The sequence below is a fragment of the Pseudomonas sp. Z1-12 genome, from assembly GCF_051132015.1.
Classification (GTDB): Bacteria; Pseudomonadota; Gammaproteobacteria; order Pseudomonadales; family Pseudomonadaceae; genus Aquipseudomonas; species Aquipseudomonas zanjanensis.
This window is the reverse complement of sequence record NZ_CP071647.1, coordinates 4287135-4305124: the sequence shown is the minus strand read 5'-3', so window position 1 is coordinate 4305124 and position 17990 is coordinate 4287135. Positions and strand designations below refer to the sequence as shown.

The following is a 17990-nucleotide window of genomic DNA, read 5'->3' as shown; positions in this document are numbered from 1 at the left end:
CCTTGGTTCGTTCGTATCCCATGAACAACAGACGAATCAGTCGTCGAACGGGCCGGCTGCGACAAAGGCACCGCCCTGGTAGATCCTGGCCGGATCATCGGCGGCCGGCATCGGCTGCGCTTCGACCTTGTCGCGGAAAATTTCGGAAGTGTCCTTGGGCTGGTAGCCCAGGTGGGCGGCGTGGCTGTTATCCCACCAGACATCGCGGTTGGCGGATACGCCGTAGACCACGGTGTGGCCGACCTTCGGCGTGTAGAGCGAGCATTCGATCAGTTGGGTGAGGTCGTCGAAGCTCAGCCAGGTGCTCATCATCCGGCGGTTCTGCGGCTCCGGGAACGACGAGCCGATGCGGATGCTCACGGTCTCGATGCCGTAGCGATCGAAATAGAAACTGGCCATGTCTTCGCCGTAGGACTTGGACAGGCCGTAGTAGCCATCCGGACGGCGGAGGCAATGGGCGTCGAGGGCCTCGTCCTGCTTGTAGAAACCGATGACATGGTTGGAGCTGGCGAAAATCACACGCTTGACGCCGTGCTTGCGCGCCGCTTCATAAATGTGGAACACGCCACTGATGTTGGCGCCAAGGATCTCTTCGAATGGGCGCTCCACCGAGACGCCACCGAAATGCAGGATGGCGTCGACGCCTTCCACCAACTGGTGCACGGCCTGTTTATCCGACAGGTCGCAGGGCACCACTTCTTCGCTTTCGTCGATGGCCGGCGCCATGTTGGCGATGTCCGACAGGCGAATGTGGCGGGCGTAAGGCTTGAGGCGTTCGCGCAAGACTTTGCCAAGGCCGCCGGCGGCGCCGGTCAAGAGCAGGCGATTGAAGGGGGGGCGAATCTGTGTCGTGGTCATGGCATTACCTGAGCAAACAGTGAGAGGTACAGTTGTTATAAGTTGTCGTACGACCGAGAGGAAATATCCTTATCCTTCCGCTACCTTGTCAACGTTTGATCGACGAACCGCTCTGGATCGGCGTCCTTGCCGCAGGTTGCCATGGGATGCGCCCATGGCAATATCCCGTGTTACAGCAGCGAGATCGGGTAGTTGAAGATGATTCGGTTTTCGTCGAATTCGTTGGTGCTGAAGTCACGACGAAGCGACGAGTTACGCCATTTCACGTTGAGGCTCTTCAGCACACCGCTCTGCACGGTGTAGGCCAGTTCACTTTCGCGGCCCCATTCCTTGCCGTCGTCAACGGTGGCGGTGTGTACGTTGTCGCCGCTGATGTAGCGGTTCATCAGGGTCAGGCCCGGCACGCCGACGGCGGCGAAGTTGAAGTCGTGGCGCACTTGCCAGGATTTTTCCTTGGCGTTGTCGTAGCTGGAGTTGTAGCTGTCGTTCGCCAGGGTGCCGCCGCTGGTGCCGTTGACGCGCATCCAGGCGTCGTCGCCGCCGACTTTCTGCAGGCCGACATAGAAGGTGTTGCCGCCGTATTTGGCCGAGAGCATGGCGAACGCGGTTTTGTTATCCAGGTCGCCGGCCAGGGCACTGCCGTTTTCCTTGCCGGTGAAGTAACCGAGGTTGGCGCCCAGGGTCCAGTCGCCCATGGGCTGGCTGTGGGTCAGGTTGAAATATTGCTGTTGGTAGATGTCGGACAGTTCCGCGTACCAGACGCCGACCTGGGTGCGTTTTTCGTTGAAGGCGTATTCACCGCCGCCGAAGTTGAAACGGTCGGAGGTGAACGCGCCGCGGCCGTTCATCGACATGTCTTCCATGCTCGCGTCGTTGCGCGGGCTGTTGCCACGGAACTGGCCGCCGTAGAGGCTCAGGCCGTTGATTTCGGTGGAGGTCACCTGGCCGCCGCGGAAAGTCTGGGGCAGGGAGCGACCGTCGTCGGAACGCAGGATCGGCAACACCGGCATCCATTCGCCGACCTTCAGCTCAGTCTTCGAGACCTTGGCCTTGAGGGCCACGCCCAGGCGACCGTAATCGTCGGCCGGGCGACCGTCGTCATGAATCGGCAACAAGGACGTGTTCGCAGTACCACGGCCGCCGTCGAGCTTGACCGAGTACATCCCCAGCACGTCCACGCCGAAGCCGACCGTGCCTTGGGTGAAACCGGACTTGGCGTCGAGAATGAAGCTCTGGGTCCATTCTTCGGCTTTGCCTTGGGCATTGTTCGGGTTGGTGAAGTTGCGGTTGATGTAGAAATTGCGCAGGTTCAACGTGGCCTTGGCGTCATCGACGAAGCCTTCGGCGCTGGCGGTCATGGGCACAAATGCGGCAAGGCTGCTGCAACCGAGCAGGACCAGGGCGGGGCTGGAGCTCAGAAGGGTACGGCGGTTTGGACGATGGTTGGGCGAAAAACGGACACGTGTGCTCACTATGGCGCTCCCTACTTTTTGTTGTTTTTATTTGTCATACGTCGTCGTACAACATGGCGGTGATTATTTGGAAGCGGCTGCTCGTTGTCAACTGGCCATTATCGGAATTATCCAACTTGGGTGTGCTTCAAAATGAGGCAGCGCAATGGCTGTCGCTGGCGCAGGCCAGGATCGAAAGCGGTGGCACCGGGTGGATACGGGGTTTGAGAATAGCGGTGAGGGTGCTTGGTTGTGCGATGACTGGTCTAAGACATTAGTCGAATGTAGGCGACCGGAAGGCTGAAGCGGGCTCTTTGTGGCGAGGGAGCTTGCTCCCGCTGGGTGGCGAAGCCGCCCCAGGAATTTGTTCTGAAACAAAGAAATTTGGGCCTGCTGCGCAGTCCAGCGGGAGCAAGCTCCCTCGCCACAAGGGTTTTGTTGTTGGCCTTATTTCCGCTCCAAACAAGCCTGCGTTTATTCAGATGTAGGAACGTTCGGGTTCGGGCTACGTTGTCTTGCGCCGTTACCTACAACTACGCCAGAATCCGCCGGCTTGTGCGCCTTGGGCCAGGGTTTTATCGTTTCCGGGTCGCTGATTGAATCAGTGATCGGGTTTGGTAGCCCGGCTTTTGACTTGTCGCATAGCCCTCGTCATACAGTCCATTTCGGAACTGTTTTATGGCGGTCATGCGCAGGGCGTCTTCGGACGCGCCGGTTCTCCAAGTCACCGGTCTACCAACCCGCGTATGGCCGCCACCCTTCGTTTGGTAGCGAGAGTGATGGCTCCATTTTTCGATTTGGAGATTCATCTATGTTCAAAGTAACCCCCAACCCACCCGATACAGATCCATCCAACTCAAAAGCGTTCGATGAAGCCGCCGACCGCATCCTCGATTCCTACCTCAAGCCCAAACCCAGCAAACCCGAGGCCGATCCCGGCCAACTGTTCACGGTCGTCAAAGGCGTCGACACCGAAACCCTGCTCGCCAACCTCAGCGAAAACCTGGCCTCGGCCAACGCCATGGTCAATGACCTGGCCTTCGACCTGAAAGGCTCAAGGCGCCACATTGCCCTGGGGATCCAGCAACTGATCGAACTGAGCGCAATGCTGGCGAACCGCGCGCTGGATAACGTCGAACCCCGGCAGTCGACCTAACGCAGAACCCGCTTTTGTTGATCATTCCCATGCAGGAGCGTGGAATGATCAAAAAACCGAACTCGCTTTTGTGGCGAGGGAGCTTGCTCCCGCTGGGCTGCGCAGCAGCCCCAAATGGACTGACGCGGTTTTCCTGGGATAGCGCGCCAGCCGGTTTTACGACTGCTGCGCAGCCGAGCGGGAGCAAGCTCCCTCGCCACAAAAGCTTTCCCACAAGCGGCATCGGTGTTTTCAGTGGTGGGCGGATGCTAGTCTTGACCAACGCTGTTGCCAGGGAGCCCTCATGGGCAATCACAAGATCGAGATTCGTCGCAGTAACGTCGAGAAAATCCTGTTGGCCGCCGAGAAGGTCTTCGCCGAGAAAGGTTTCGGCAGCACCGCCATGGCCGACATCGCCGCCGAAGTGCAGTTGCCGCGCTCCAACCTGCATTACTACTTCAGCACCAAGAGCGAACTTTACAGCGCCGTGCTGTTCGACCTGCTGGAAGTCTGGAAACAGGACGCCTTGTGCTTCGAAATGTTCGACGACCCGCGGGTGGTGCTCAGCAGTTACATCCGCGCCAAGATGAACCACTCCCGCAGCCGGCCCTACGGCTCTAAAGTCTGGGCCAACGAAATCATCCACGGCGCCCCGACCCTGGGCGAAGCGCTGGACGCCAGTCTCTATGACTGGGCCAAGATGAAGGAAGCGAAAATCCGTCAGTGGGTGGAGGACAAACGCATCCTGCCGGTGGAGCCTTCAAGCCTGCTCTACATGATCTGGGCTTCGACCCAGCACTACGCCGACTTCGATCATCAGATCAATATTCTCAATGATCACCAGCCGCTTTCGGACATGCAGTTCGAGCGGGCGGTGCAGACGGTGACCAGTGTGATATTGCGGGGGATTGGGTTGGAGCCGTAGCCCGCTTATCAGGTTGATGCACGAGTAGCATGTTTTGTTGGGATTGGATTCGTTATGTTTGTTGATTGCGAATACTCTTCAGGTTTTCCCAAGCACTGCGTTTGATCCTCTGCCTAGCTCTAGTGACAACCGACAAACGGGAGCTCAACAACCACTGTTTGGCGTTCGGATTTTCTCTAGCATGCTCGTAACGGTGTAACGCCTTCTCGTATAAGTTGTGCCATTTAAGATCAGCGTCTATGGAGGTTTGAGGATTATTTTCCACATAGTGATCCCATTTTTGCGAGTAATCTCTTAGCTTCTTTACAGTCGTGCGCGCTTTGAGCTGCGCTTTGGTGGGCGGATTTTTTTGGGGGTGAGGCTTAGTGTTCGGTTTCTCAGGAGGTAATTCTGCTGCTGTAGGACGTCTTCTACCAGAAATGGAGGCCTCCGGGCGAATGTTGGTACTAGACCGTTGAAGCAATTCGCTTGGCGGGCCAGGCACTACTTCTGGGGAAGATCGGGAAGCAGTTCGGGAAATTGCTCTCGATGAAGGTTCTAACCCATTTAGCGTTTCCCATGGTCTATGCAGCTTTACGAAGTTCCATGGTTTGAAGATGGTGACAATAGGACTATTCCCACTCGGATCATACCGATTAACCGGATCCCCCCCACAATACGCATACGCATTAATCCCCCCATCCCCAAAAGGACTCAACTCATCCGGACTGTTAAACCGCATCAACACCGGATTAAACGCTCGATTACCCTGTCCCAATAAATAATGCCCGGTAATCGAATCAGGACGCTCACCATTGAACCCAAGCAAACTGCTCAAACCACTTTGCGCAGACCGATGACCATAGGCGGTATAAGCCATGGGCTGAGCGTCGACACCGGCCAGCGTGTGCAAAACCGACCGCTGCTGGTCCGTTGCCAGCAACGTCGTCTCGGTGACATTGGCGATGTGCAGGCGTTGCGCCAGGGGCTGGGCTTCATGGCGAAGGATCGTGAGTTCTAGCTGGCCTTCGATCTCATTGACCAGTTCGTCGTTCTGGTAAAAACGCTGCGTGTCCACGTGATCCGCAGGTTTCAAGCCGGTCAGGCGATCCAGGGGGTCGTATTGGTAACGGCACAATATCTTCATCGCTGATGTCGACATGGGCTTGGCTCTAGTTGATGGGCTCGGCTGGGTCAGGCTCGGGTATTTTTCGGGGGGTGTCTACTAGCAGAACTGTTAGTCGATGGGATTGGGTTAGAGCCTTGAGAGGTGTGTTGGGGCTGATGACCCTATCGCGAGCAAGCTCGCTCCCACAGGGGGATCGGTGGTGAACACAAAATTTGTGTTCACCATAAATTCAATGTGGGAGCGAGCTTGCTCGCGATGGCGCCCGTCCAGACCCCGCAGTCCTCAAGCCGTTACATGGTAGGGATTCCTCGGATCATGATTCCAATCCAAAAACGGCTTGCCGGTGTCCACCGTCACCATTTCGATGCAGTCCTGCACCGGGCAGGTGATCTGGCACAGGTTGCAGCCCACGCATTCCTGATCGATCACCTCATACACACGGGTGCCGTCCGCCTGCTTGAGGCTGGCGATGGCCTGGTGCGAGGTGTCTTCGCAAGCGATGTGGCAGCGCCCGCAACCGATGCACGCTTGCTGGTCGATCTTGGCGATGACCTGGTAGTTGATGTCCAGGTACTTCCAGTCGGTGGTGTTGCCCACCGCACGGCCGGAGAACGCCTGCAGGTTGGCGTGGCCCTGGCTGTCCATCCAACGTGACAGGCCGTCCTTCATTTCTTCGACGATGCGAAAACCATGCAGCATCGCCGCCGTGCAGACCTGCACCGCGCCGCTGCCCAGGGCGATGAATTCGGCGGCGTCGCGCCAGCTGCCGATGCCGCCGATGCCGCAGATCGGCAGGCCGTGGGTCTGCGGGTCGCGGGCGATTTCCGCGACCATGTTCAGGGCGATGGGCTTGACCGCCGAGCCGCAGTAACCGCCGTGGGTGCTCTGGCTGCCGACGCTGGGCAGGGCGACCATGCGGTCCAGGTCTACGCTGGTGATGGAGTTGATGGTGTTGATCAACGACACCGCATCCGCCCCGCCCCGATGGGCCGCGCGGGCGGCGACGCGGATGTCGGTGATGTTCGGCGTGAGCTTGACGATCACCGGCAGTGAGCAATAGGTCTTGCACCAGCGGGTCACTTGCTCGACGTACTCCGGCACCTGGCCGACCGCCGCGCCCATGCCCCGTTCCGGCATGCCGTGGGGGCAACCGAAGTTCAGCTCGATGCCGTCGGCGCCGGTGGCTTCCACCAGGGGCAGGATGTTCTTCCAGGATTCTTCGACGCAGGGCACCATCAGCGACACGATCAACGCCCGATCCGGCCAGTCCTTTTTCACCTGGGTGATTTCCCGCAGGTTGATCTCCAGGGAACGGTCGGTGATCAGCTCGATGTTGTTGATGCCCAAGACCTCGCGATTGGCGCCGTAGTGGGCTGAATAACGCGAGGACACGTTCACCGCCGCCGGGTCCTCACCGAGGGTTTTCCAGACCACGCCACCCCAGCCGGCCTCGAAGGCGCGGACGACGTTGTAGGCCTTGTCGGTGGGTGGCGCGGAGGCCAGCCAGAACGGGTTGGGGGCTTTGATGCCGGCGAAGACAATCGACAGATCGGCCATTTACGCAGCCTCCACGTTAAGCATCAGTTGAGCGTTGATCGCCTCGGCGGCGAGTTTGCCGTGCTGCACGGCCTGCACGGTGAGGTCCTGGTCGAGGCTGGTGCAATCGCCGCCGGCGTAGACCCCGGGAACGCTGGTGCGCAGGTGTTCGTCCACCAGGATCCGCCCGTCCTGGCGCTTGAGCTCCCGGGCCAGTGGGTCCACCAGCGCGTTGTCGTCGAAGGCTTGGCCGATGGCTTTGAAAATGGCGTCGGCGGGCAGGTCGAAGGTCTCGGCGCCGATGACCAGTCGGCCGTTTTCCAAATGGGTACGGGAAAAGCGCATGCCGCGCACATGCCCGGCGTCATCGAGCAACACTTGTTGCGGTTGGGCCCAGGTCAGCAGGCGCACCTGGTTGGTCTTGGCGATGTCTTGTTCGTGCAAGGTGGCGCCCATGTCTTCAAGGCCGCGACGGTAGACCAGGTTGACGTCCCGGGCGCCGAGGCGAGCCATTTGCACGGCCATGTCGATGGCGGTGTTGCCGGCGCCGAGGACGATGCAACGGTCGGCCAGGGGCAACTGGCTGAGGTCATCGGCCTGGCGCAGTTCGCGAATGTACTCGGTGGCGGCCAGCAGCCCCGGGGCTTGTTCGTCGCTCAGGCCCAGTTGTTTGCTGGCGGCCAGGCCGAGGCCGAGGAACACCGCGTCGAATTGCTGGTGCAGGTCGCTCAGGCTCAGGTGCTCGCCGAGCTTCTGGCCGTGGCGGATTTCGATGCCACCAATCTCCAGCAGGAAGTCCAGCTCCCGTTGGGCGTAATCGTCCACCAGTTTGTATTTGGCGATCCCGTATTCGTTGAGGCCGCCGGCCTTGTCCCGGGCTTCGAAAATCACCACGTCATGGCCGTGCATCGCACTGCGATGGGCACACGACAACCCCGCCGGCCCGGCCCCAACCACGGCGATGCGCTTGCCGGTGGCGGCGGCCCGTTGGAACGGGTGCGCGCTGAAGTGGGCGTTGTCCACCGCGTAGCGTTGCAGCGAGCCGATCAACACCGGGGCGCATTCATGAACGTTGTTGCGCACGCAGGCTTGCTGGCACAGGACCTCCGTGGGGCAGACCCGGGCGCAACTGCCTCCCAGGATATTGGCCGAGAGAATTGTCTGCGCCGCGCCTTGGACGTTGTCCTGGTGGATGTTGCGAATGAACGAAGGAATATCGATCTCGCTCGGGCAGGCGTTCACACAGGGTGCGTCGTAGCAATACAGGCAGCGGGACGCTTCCAGGTGGGCCTGGCGCGCGTTGAGGGGCGGCGCCAGGTCGCTGAAGCGGGCGGCGAGGGTGGCCGGGTCTTCCTGGGAATGGGGGAGATGACTCAAGGGCTGGATCATGGAATAGGCCTCACGGTGTTTGAGGTGCTGCCTCTGGTGGGCAGTGTATTTTTGGTGTCTGGGCTGGCCTCATCGCGAGCGAGCTCGCTCCCACAAGGGAGCTGCTGTGCACATGGATTTGGCGTTCACCCAACATCCAGTGTGGGAGCGAGCTTGCTCGCGATAGGCCGCAGGCCTGGGTTCAGCGCTCCACGGCAACCGGCTTGTTCAACTCAGCCCGCTTGCTCAGCAAATCGAACACCGCCGGATACGCCGGCCGTTCGATGTAGCGCCCCGCGCCGCGCTCGGCCCGCAGGTCGCCGTCGGCCCACACCAGCCGACCCTGGCTGATGGTGTGGCTGGGCACGCCGCGTACGGTCTTGCCTTCGAAGATGTTGAAGTCCACTTGCTGATGGTGGGTCTTGGCGGAAATCGTGCGGCTGCCCTGGGGATCCCAGAGCACCAGGTCGGCGTCGGCACCGACGCGAATCGCGCCCTTGCGCGGGTAGAGGTTGAAGATTTTCGCGGTGTTGGTGGAGGTGAGGGCGACGAAGTCCTGCATCGACAATTTGCCGCTGTTGACCCCTTCTTCCCAGAGCACCGCCATGCGGTCTTCGATCCCGGCGGTGCCGTTGGGGATCTTGCTGAAGTCGTCACGCCCGGCGGCTTTTTGTTCGGCACAGAAGCAGCAATGGTCGGTGGCGGTGGTGTGTAGGTTGCCGGACTGCAGGCCACGCCAGAGTGCTTCCTGATGCCCCCGTGGGCGGAAGGGCGGGCTCATCACGTAGCCGGCGGCGGTCTGCCAGTCCGGGTGGCGATAGACGCTGTCGTCCAGCAGCAAGTGCCCGGCCAGGACTTCACCGTAGACCGGCTGGCCCTTGCTGCGGGCGTAGGTGATTTCGTCCAGGGCTTCCTGGGTGGACACATGCACCAGGTACAGCGGCGTGCCCAGGGTTTCGGCGATGCGGATGGCGCGGCTCGCGGCTTCGCCTTCCACTTGCGAAGGCCGTGACAGCGGATGGGCTTCGGGGCCGGTGATGCCTTGGGCCAGCAGCTTGCGTTGCAGGTGATACACCAGTTCGCCGTTCTCGGCGTGCACGGTGGGCACCGCGCCCAATTCCAGGCAACGCTCGAAGCTCGCCACCAAGGTGTCATCGGCGGCCATGATCGCGTTCTTGTAGGCCATGAAATGCTTGAAGCTGTTCACGCCGTGGTGGCTGACCAGCTCGGCCATTTCTTCGCGGACCTGTTCGCTCCACCAGGTGATTGCCACGTGGAAGCCGTAGTCGCTGGCGCTTTTTTCGGCCCAGCCGCGCCATTGATGAAAGGCTTCCATCAGTGACTGCTGGGGGTTGGGAATCACGAAGTCGATGATCGAGGTGGTGCCCCCGGCGAGGCCCGCCGCCGTGCCGCTGAAGAAATCTTCACTGGCGACCGTGCCCATGAACGGCAACTGCATATGGGTATGGGGATCGATGCCGCCGGGCATCAGGTATTGACCGCTGCCATCGAGCACTTCGACAGCGGCCGGAACATCCAGGTTGTCACCAATGGCCTGGATCACGCCGTCGGCGCAAAACACATCGGCGCGATAACTTTCATCATGGGTAATAACGGTGGCACCACGGATCAACAGAGACATTCCGAGTTCCTCGCAGGCATGACCGACTGTTGTCGGTTCTTTATGTTTTAGCCATCACGGTGGGTAAAGTCGTGCCGGTTTATATTCCTGTCACGACTGTCAGGATTAGACGCTAGCTGGAGTTATTGAAATGAGCAAGATTATTTTCTATAAGCTTATGCGTTAATTAACCTATTGAAACTTAAGGATTAAGTTACACAATCACCAAAATGGTGAGCCTGCTCACCATTTTGACGCACTTGACAGGATCGTTATTTGAGCGAGATTTGTCATGGTAAATCAGCGGCTTGAAAGCGTTGGAAGTGCGGGCCAGACACCTCGCGTTGTTTCGGGGTGCACCACTTTGAATCTCCCGCTCGACAGGGCGTGAAGGTCATCTAGCCTCAATGTCGCAAAGCCGGGACTGAAACAAAGCAATCACTTGGCTTTAAAACGTTAAACATCAAAAGGTTGAAAGGGTTATATCGATCATTCGGTCAGCTCGGCGTGTTATTCGGCACGGTTATTGAGTGCTGTCGTGGCCTGGCGGGGTGGTGGATAGCACGCGTGCAAGTACTCCGGCCATCGCCAGTCGATGAGCAAAAATAATGAAAACAGTGGAGCGGACATGACCAGATCAACAGTGACCGAGCGCGACGGATTATTCGAGCTTGAAGCCGGCAGCGACGTCCTCGACAGCCCCCGTTATAACCACGACATCGCGCCGACCCAGGTGCACGAGCGAACCTGGAACAAATGGCACATCACCGCACTGTGGGTGGGCATGGCGATCTGCGTGCCGACCTATACCCTCGGCGGCGTGCTCACCGCCTATTTCGGTTTGACAGTGGGCGAGGCGCTGCTGGCGATCCTGTTCGCCAACATCATTGTGCTGATCCCCCTGACCCTGAACGCCTTCGCCGGGACCAAGTACGGCATTCCGTTTCCGGTGCTGTTGCGCTCGTCCTTCGGCGTGATTGGCTCCAACGTGCCGTGCCTGATCCGCGCCCTGGTGGCGTGCGGTTGGTTCGGCATCCAGACGATGTTCGGCGGGTTGGCGATCCACTTGTTTCTCGGCTCGGTGTTCGAAGGCTGGAAGAGCCTGGGCGGCACCGGCGAAGTGATCGGCTTCATGGTGTTCTGGGTCATCAACCTGTGGGTGGTGTTGCGCGGTGCCGAGTCGATCAAGTGGCTGGAAACCTTGTCTGCGCCATTGCTGGTACTGGTGGGGGCGGGGCTGTTGGTGTGGGCGTTGCCCAATGTCTCGTTGACTGAACTGATGGCGGTCCCGGCCAAGCGGCCTGAAGGCGCCGGGGTGACGAGCTATTTTCTGGCCGGGCTGACGGCCATGGTCGGCTTCTGGGCCACCCTGTCGTTGAACATTCCGGACTTCAGTCGATATGCCAAGAGCCAGAAAGACCAGATCGTCGGGCAGATCATTGGCCTGCCGTTGACCATGTTCCTGTTCGCCTCCCTCGGGGTGGTCATGACCGCCGCCTCGGAGAAATTGGTGGGGGTGACCGTCTCCGACCCGGTGACGTTGATCGGGCACATCCAGAGCCCGGTGTGGGTGGCGCTGGCCATGGTACTGATCATCGTCGCCACGCTCTCGACCAACACCGCGGCCAACATCGTTTCGCCCACCAACGATTTCCAGAACCTGGCGCCGAAACTGATCGGCCGCACCAAGGCGGTGATGCTCACCGGATTGGTGGGGCTGGCGCTGATGGCCCATGAGTTGTTGAAGAAACTCGGCCTGATCGTGTCCGAGGTCAGCCTCGAGTCGGTCTATTCCAATTGGCTGCTGGGCTATTCGAGCCTGCTGGGGCCGATTGCCGGGATCATGGTGGTGGATTATTTCCTGATCAAGAAACAGCAACTGGACCTGGCCGGGCTGTACCGCGACGACATTTACCCGGCCTGGAACTGGAACGGCTTCATCGCCTTTGGCGTGCCGGTGGTGCTGACGCTGCTGTCCCTGGGCAGCGACGCGTTCAGTTGGTTCTACAGCTACGGCTGGTTCACCGGCTCGGCGCTGGGTGGGGTGATTTATTACGGGTTGTGCGGTATGCGAGCGAGCCCGTCCGTCGCCAAAACAGCGGTGTGAAGGAGGGCCTCATCGCGAGCAAGCTCGCTCCCACAGAGGATTGGGGCGGATGCAAAGCCTGTGTGCATATCCAATCCCCTGTGGGGATTGGGGTGGATGCAAAGTCTGTATGCACAGCAGATCCCCTGTGGGAGCGAGCTTGCTCGCGATAGCGGCCTCAAACACACCCGAAAAATGCCTGAAAAAAAGGAGATCCCCATGAACGCAGCCCTCGACGTCCTGCAATCCACTCATCAGCACATCAACCGCGACCGGCTGTGGCAATCGCTCATGGACTTGGCCCAGCTCGGCGCCACGGTCAAGGGCGGTGTGTGCCGGCTGGCCCTGACCGACCTCGACCGCCAGGCCCGCGACCTGTTCGTGCAATGGACCCAGGCGGCGGGCTGCACGGTCAGCATCGATGCGGTGGGCAATATCTTCGCCCGCCGCCCGGGGCGCAATCCGAACCTGCCACCGGTGATGACCGGCAGCCACATCGACACCCAACCCACCGGCGGCAAGTTCGACGGCTGCTTTGGTGTGCTATCCGGGCTGGAAGTGCTGCGCACCCTCAATGACTTGAACATTGAAACCGAAGCACCGCTGGAGGTGGTGGTCTGGACCAACGAAGAAGGCTCGCGCTTCGCCCCGTGCATGATGGGCTCCGGGGTGTTCGCCGAGAAATTCACCCTCGAAGAAACCCTCGCCAAGACCGACGCCGAAGGCATCAGTGTGGGCCAGGCGCTCAACGCCATCGGCTATGCCGGCCCGCGCACGGTCAGCGGGCATCCGGTGGGTGCGTACTTCGAGGCGCACATCGAGCAGGGGCCGATCCTCGAGGATGAGGGCACGACCATCGGCGTGGTGATGGGTGCCCTGGGGCAGAAGTGGTTCGACCTGACCTTGCGTGGCGTCGAAGCCCACGCCGGGCCGACCCCGATGCACCTGCGCAAGGACGCCCTGGTGGGCGCCTCGATCATCGTCGGCGCCGTCAACCGCGCCGCCCTCGGCCATCAACCCCATGCCTGCGGCACGGTCGGTTGCCTGCAAGCCTATCCGGGATCGCGTAACGTCATTCCCGGCGAGGTGCGCATGACCCTGGATTTCCGTCACTTGGAACCGGCGCGCCTGGATTCGATGATCGCCGAGGTCAAGCAGGTAATTGAAGACACCTGTCGGCAACACGGCCTGACCTTCGATTTGAAACCCACCGCCGACTTCCCGCCGCTGTATTTCGACAAGGGCTGCGTCGACGCCGTCCGCGGCGCTGCCCAAGGGTTGGGCCTGTCCCACCTGGACATCGTCAGCGGTGCCGGCCATGACGCGATCTTCCTCGCCGAACTGGGCCCGGCCGGAATGATCTTCGTGCCCTGCGAAGGTGGCATCAGCCACAACGAAATCGAAAACGCCGCCCCGGACGACCTCGCCGCCGGTTGCGCAGTGCTGTTGCGAGCGATGCTGGCTGCCTCCCAGGCGATTGCCGAGGGACGCATGGCAGCGTGAAGGGGCCGATGCACTATTGCAAGGCCATGTGGTCGTAACTTTCAGCGCATCCATGCTTGAAACCTACTGACCACATGGAGACCCAATGAATCAGCAAGTCCCGACCACCGATACCAACCGTCGTCAATTGCTGCAGATCATTGCCGGGCTGTCCGACGGGGTGATGTTGATCGAGGTCGACCAGACCATTGCCTGGGCCAACGCCGCAGCGTTGGCCATGCACGGCGTCGAGGACCTCAATGAGCTGGGCACCACGGCCCGGCAATACGCCCGGCGTTTTCAGTTGCGTTACCGCAACAACCATCCGTTGACCGAAGACAACTACCCCATCGCCCGGGTGGCCCGTGGCGATGAGTTCAGCGACGTGCTGGTGGAGGTCACGCCCAAGGCCGACCCGGATCGCACCTGGGTGCATCGGATTCGCAGCATGGTGCTGGCCGACCGTAATGGTGAGCCGGAACTGCTCGTGCTGATCCTCAGCGATGCCACCGAATGGGCCAGCGCCGAGCAGCGTTTCGAAAAGACCTTCGGGGCCAACCCGGCACCGGCGGTGATCTGTCGTCTCAGCGACCTGCGCTACATCAAGGTCAACCCGGGATTCCTGGAGATGACCGGCTATAGCCGCGACCAGGTGATCGGGCGTTCGGTGTATGAACTGGATGTGCTCGAAGCCGCCGAGAAACGTGACCTGGCCATCGAGCGCCTGGGGCACGGCGCGACCATTCCGCAAATGCAGGCTGAGTTGAAGTTGCCCGATGGCACCGGCAAGCAGGTGATCGTCGCCGGCCAGCCCCTGGACCTGCATGACGAAGACTGCATGCTGTTTTCCTTCATGGACATGGAGCCGCGCCGCAAGGCAGAGACGGCGTTGCGCCAGAGCGAGGAGCGCTTTGCCAAGTCGTTCCGCCTGTCGCCCGTGCCCACGTTGGTGTGCAGCGCCGAACAGCAGCTGCTGGAGATCAACGAAGCGTTTCTTCAGACCACTGGCTACGCCAGCGAAGAGCTGTTGGGTAAAACCGTGGAGGAAATCGGCTTCCTCGACAAGGCCGCCAGCGTCGCGCTGTTTGCCCGGCTGGAAAAGGCCGCCGCTGTCTCGAGTATCGACGTCAAGGTGCACAAGAAAGGCGGCGAACTGATCGACTGTGAGGTCGCTGCCGACACGGTGCTCATTCAGGACAAGCCCTGCTACCTGCTGGTGCTGATGAACATCACCGAACGCAAGCGCTCGGAACTGGAACTGGTGGCGGCGATCGAGGAGGTGATGAAGGACGCGTCCTGGTTCAGCCGGACCCTGATTGAAAAGCTGGCCAACGTGAAGAGCATCAATGCCCAGGGGCCCAGCGCATCCTTCACCGAGCTGACGGCCCGCGAGCGTGATGTGCTCGGGCTCATTTGTGAGGGGTTGGCCGACAAGGAGATCGCCGCGCGCCTGAAGCTTGCGCCTAATACGGTGCGCAATCATGTGGCTACACTGTATTCGAAACTGGATGTCCATAGCCGCAGCGAGGCGATTGTCTGGGCGCGGGAGCGCGGTTTGTTCGCCAATGAATGGCGAATGAAGGCACCGTGATAGCCAGTGCAAATGCACCGGGTATGCTGGTGCAAATTCAGGTTTTGCCAGGGGGGGCGGTTCCTTAGGCTGTGAGTGTGCGACATCCTCCGTGATGCCGCGTCCCCCACGAAACACTCAAGGAATACGCCTCAATGTGCTATGAACGAACCCCATACGTGAGCGACAGGATGTCTATGCGGACCAGGAGGTCGGAGCTGTCTACCGTTCATTTGCGCCCCCGGGGCTGAGGTGCATCGTATGACCCATCTGGCCCCCTTGCGTGCCCGCCTTGAAGAAAGTTTTACGCCTTTGGCCTGCGAATGCAGCCTCAATGGCGATGGCACCCTCACCGTGCGCCTGTATCACCGTGAAAGCGGTGAGGTGGACCTGGTGGTAAGCGGCATGAGTGTCGACAGCGTCCGCTCGGAAGAGAGCATCGCCAAGTTGATCGATGAGCTGCGCTACGAGCTGCAAAACACCCCGCCGCATCGCAGTGAGCCCTGATAGCTAAAGATTTGGCACACTACCCCCTGTGGCGAGGGAGCTTGCTCCCGCTGGGCCGCGCAGCGGCCCCAATATCTGTCGAATGCACACGCCAGCCAAACCCTATCCATCGGTTTTGCGACTGCTTCGCAGCCGAGCGGGAGCAAGCTCCCTCGCCACAGGGGCTGCTCCAGCCCTGTGTTTACAACAATGTCGCCCGGCAATCGAGCACCAACCGCGCGCCGCCGTACTCGCTGCTGCCCACTTCCAACGTGAACCCATGCAGGTTGACGATCGCCGCGACGATCGACAAACCCAGGCCAAATCCGCCGTGCTGGCTGCTGCCCTCGGCGCGATAGAAACGGCGAAACACGGCCTTGCGCTCCGCCTCGGGGATGCCCGGGCCGGAGTCGAGCACTTCGATGCGCGTGCTGTCGCCCTGATCGACCCCGCGCAGGATCACGGTGCCCCCCGGTGGGGTGAACTTGATGGAGTTGCTCAACAGGTTCGACACGGCCTCGAACAGCAAGGCCCGGTCGCCGTTGAGCAGGGGCAGGGCGTCGGGCGCCTCCAGGATGAAGGTCAGTTCGCCTTCCTCGGCCAAGGGCAGGTAAAAGTCGTGCAATTCTTGCAATAGCTGCAACGGATCGAGGCGCACGAAGCCCGAGCGCCGCTGCTGGTCCTCCAGTTCGGAAATCCTCAACAAGCCACGAAACCGCGCCATCAAGGTGTCGGTCTCGGCGAGCACCTGGTCCATCTGCAAGGCCTCGGCGGAGCCGTCCGGTGCTTGCTGCTGGATGCGATAAAGTTGGGCGCGCAGACGCGTCAACGGGGTGCGCAGGTCATGGGCGATGTTGTCGCATACACCCTTGACCTCGTTCATCAAGCGTTCGATGCGTTCGAGCATGGCATTGACGATCGCCGCCAGCATGTCCAGCTCATCGCGCCGGCTCGACAATGGCAGGCGATGGGTCAGGTCACCGGCGACGATGGCTTCGGCGCTGGCCTGCAACTGGCGAATCCGTCGTAGCGGTCGGCGGCGCAACAGGTGCCAACCCGCGATGCCCGGCAGGATCGTCAGCGATACCCCCCAGAGCAGCGCGTGCAAGATGATCCGCGTCACGGCGAACAGCGAGCCGTTGTCCCGGGCAAGGACCAGCCAGCGACCGTCCTGGGTCCGGGTCGCCACCGCGTCGCAGCTGTCGGAAGGCACGCCCGGTTGATCGGAATCGACGCAGCCGCCGAGCATGTGGATCTTGCCGTCCAGCGGCAGGTCGGCGGGCACCCGCTGGATCGGTCCGCTCAAATGGCGCAATTGCGGATCGAACAGCCCGTAGGCATCGACCCCGCGCTCGTCCAGCGTCAGGCTGGCCATGAGCGCATCTTCCAGTTGGTCGCCGTGGATCCGGGCGAACAGGTGTTGGCGCTGCATCAGGGAGTGCTTGGCCAGGCTGTCGAGGTAGCCAAACACTTCGTAATACATGACCCCCATCAGGATCGCGCTCCAGATCACGAACAGCGAACTGTACAGCGCCAGCAGACGGCTGCTGGAGGAGCGCCAGCCCTTAGCGGGGTTCAGCAATGACATAGCCGGAACCCCGTACCGTGCGAATCAGCGGTTCCAGGCCCGGCGGGTCGATTTTCTTGCGCAGGCGGCCGATGTGGACGTCGATCAGGTTGGTGCCGGGGTCGAAGTGATAACCCCAGACTTCCTCGAAGATCATCATGCGCGAGAGAATCTGGCCGCTGTTGCGCATCAGGAATTCCAGCAGCTTGTATTCGGTGGGCAGCAGGCTGAGCAGTTGTCCGTTGCGGCTGGCTTCGCGGCTGATCAGGTTCAGCTCCAGGTCGGCCACCCGCAGCGCGGTTTCCGGCTCGCGGGTGCCATTGTTGCGCCGCAGCAGCACTTCGACCCGGGCGGCCATTTCATCGGTGGCGAACGGCTTGGTCAGGTAATCGTCGCCGCCGGCCCGCAGGCCACGCACGCGTTCGTCCACATCGGAGAGGGCGCTGATCATCAGGATCGGCGTGGCCACGCCCATGGTGCGCAGGGTGGTGACAATCACCAGCCCATCGAGTTCGGGCAGCATGCGGTCGAGGGTGATCAGGTCGTAGTCGCCGCTGACTGCCCGTTCCAGGCCTTCGCGACCGTTGTCGACCCAATCGACATCCAGGCCGTTGCGGGTCAGCTCGGCAACGATTTCACGAGCGGTCACGGCGTCGTCTTCGATGGTCAGGATGCGGTTCATGGGCGGTACCCTGTAGAGAAATTGGAGCGATTGCGCAGCATTCTGCCAAAAATCAGCTGTCGGCTTCCTGAAAAAAAGTTCATGGACCGGCACACCGATTCGCTGGCCTGGATCA

General features: G+C 60.8%; 14 protein-coding genes. 6 read left to right on the top strand and 8 right to left on the bottom strand.

All coding sequences use genetic code 11. The features are described 5' to 3' along the window. Positions 1-36: 36 nt before the first annotated feature. Both J3P85_RS18240 and J3P85_RS18235 read right to left on the bottom strand, forming a co-directional pair. Complete coding sequence (locus J3P85_RS18240; RefSeq protein ID WP_186706161.1) at positions 37-858, bottom strand: NAD-dependent epimerase/dehydratase family protein; 822 nt, start codon at positions 856-858, stop codon at positions 37-39. Positions 859-1028: 170 nt separating this feature from the next. Beyond that, the gene (locus J3P85_RS18235) at positions 1029-2216 is read right to left on the bottom strand and encodes an OprD family porin (protein WP_411387493.1); all 1188 of its coding nucleotides are present in this window, start codon (positions 2214-2216) and stop codon (positions 1029-1031) included. Positions 2217-3120: 904 nt separating this feature from the next. Between J3P85_RS18235 and J3P85_RS18230 the strand changes: the two genes are divergently transcribed. Then, complete coding sequence (locus J3P85_RS18230; protein WP_411387211.1) at positions 3121-3465, top strand: DUF6124 family protein; 345 nt, start codon at positions 3121-3123, stop codon at positions 3463-3465. A 283-nt stretch (positions 3466-3748) separates the two neighbouring features. Further along, positions 3749-4369 carry a TetR/AcrR family transcriptional regulator gene (locus J3P85_RS18225; RefSeq protein ID WP_186729398.1) on the top strand — a complete coding sequence of 207 codons (621 nt, stop codon included), beginning with the start codon at positions 3749-3751 and terminating at the stop codon, positions 4367-4369. A 52-nt stretch (positions 4370-4421) separates the two neighbouring features. On the opposite strand, the gene J3P85_RS18220 is transcribed toward J3P85_RS18225, so the two are convergent. The 4 genes from J3P85_RS18220 to hydA form a co-directional block, all read right to left on the bottom strand. Continuing rightward, entirely contained in the window at positions 4422-5510 is a 1089-nt protein-coding gene (locus J3P85_RS18220) for an RHS repeat-associated core domain-containing protein (RefSeq protein WP_434702838.1), read from the bottom strand. Positions 5511-5759: 249 nt separating this feature from the next. Beyond that, a complete protein-coding gene (gene preA / locus J3P85_RS18215; RefSeq protein WP_434702837.1) occupies positions 5760-7034 on the bottom strand; it encodes an NAD-dependent dihydropyrimidine dehydrogenase subunit PreA in 1275 nt (424 codons plus the stop codon). Further along, entirely contained in the window at positions 7035-8402 is a 1368-nt protein-coding gene (locus J3P85_RS18210) for an NAD(P)-dependent oxidoreductase (RefSeq protein WP_434702836.1), read from the bottom strand. Positions 8403-8583: 181 nt separating this feature from the next. Beyond that, positions 8584-10023: a dihydropyrimidinase gene (hydA, locus tag J3P85_RS18205; protein WP_434702835.1), complete on the bottom strand. Its 1440-nt coding sequence runs from the start codon at positions 10021-10023 to the stop codon at positions 8584-8586. A gap of 607 nt (positions 10024-10630) precedes the next feature. Here hydA and J3P85_RS18200 point away from each other — a divergent pair. The 4 genes from J3P85_RS18200 to J3P85_RS18185 all read left to right on the top strand — a co-directional run bounded on the left by J3P85_RS18200 (position 10631) and on the right by J3P85_RS18185 (position 15647). Beyond that, positions 10631-12109, top strand: coding sequence for an NCS1 family nucleobase:cation symporter-1 (locus tag J3P85_RS18200; protein WP_434702834.1), 1479 nt, complete (start codon positions 10631-10633; stop codon positions 12107-12109). Positions 12110-12307: 198 nt separating this feature from the next. Then, a complete protein-coding gene (locus tag J3P85_RS18195; protein WP_434702833.1) occupies positions 12308-13591 on the top strand; it encodes a Zn-dependent hydrolase in 1284 nt (427 codons plus the stop codon). Positions 13592-13676: 85 nt separating this feature from the next. Further along, positions 13677-15161, top strand: coding sequence for a helix-turn-helix transcriptional regulator (locus J3P85_RS18190; RefSeq protein WP_434702831.1), 1485 nt, complete (start codon positions 13677-13679; stop codon positions 15159-15161). Between the two features lie 240 nt (positions 15162-15401). Continuing rightward, positions 15402-15647, top strand: a complete 246-nt coding sequence (locus J3P85_RS18185) for a DUF1652 domain-containing protein (RefSeq protein WP_053185383.1) — start codon at positions 15402-15404, stop codon at positions 15645-15647. 181 nt (positions 15648-15828) lie between these two features. On the opposite strand, the gene J3P85_RS18180 is transcribed toward J3P85_RS18185, so the two are convergent. Beyond that, positions 15829-17214 (bottom strand): sensor histidine kinase, encoded by a 1386-nt coding sequence (locus J3P85_RS18180; protein WP_434702830.1) that lies wholly within the window; start codon positions 17212-17214, stop codon positions 15829-15831. Further along, on the bottom strand, positions 17192-17875 hold the full coding sequence (locus J3P85_RS18175; RefSeq protein ID WP_053122824.1) for a response regulator transcription factor: 684 nt from the start codon (positions 17873-17875) through the stop codon (positions 17192-17194). Before J3P85_RS18175 ends, J3P85_RS18180 begins: the two co-directional genes overlap by 23 nt. Between the last annotated feature and the right edge of the window lie 115 nt (positions 17876-17990).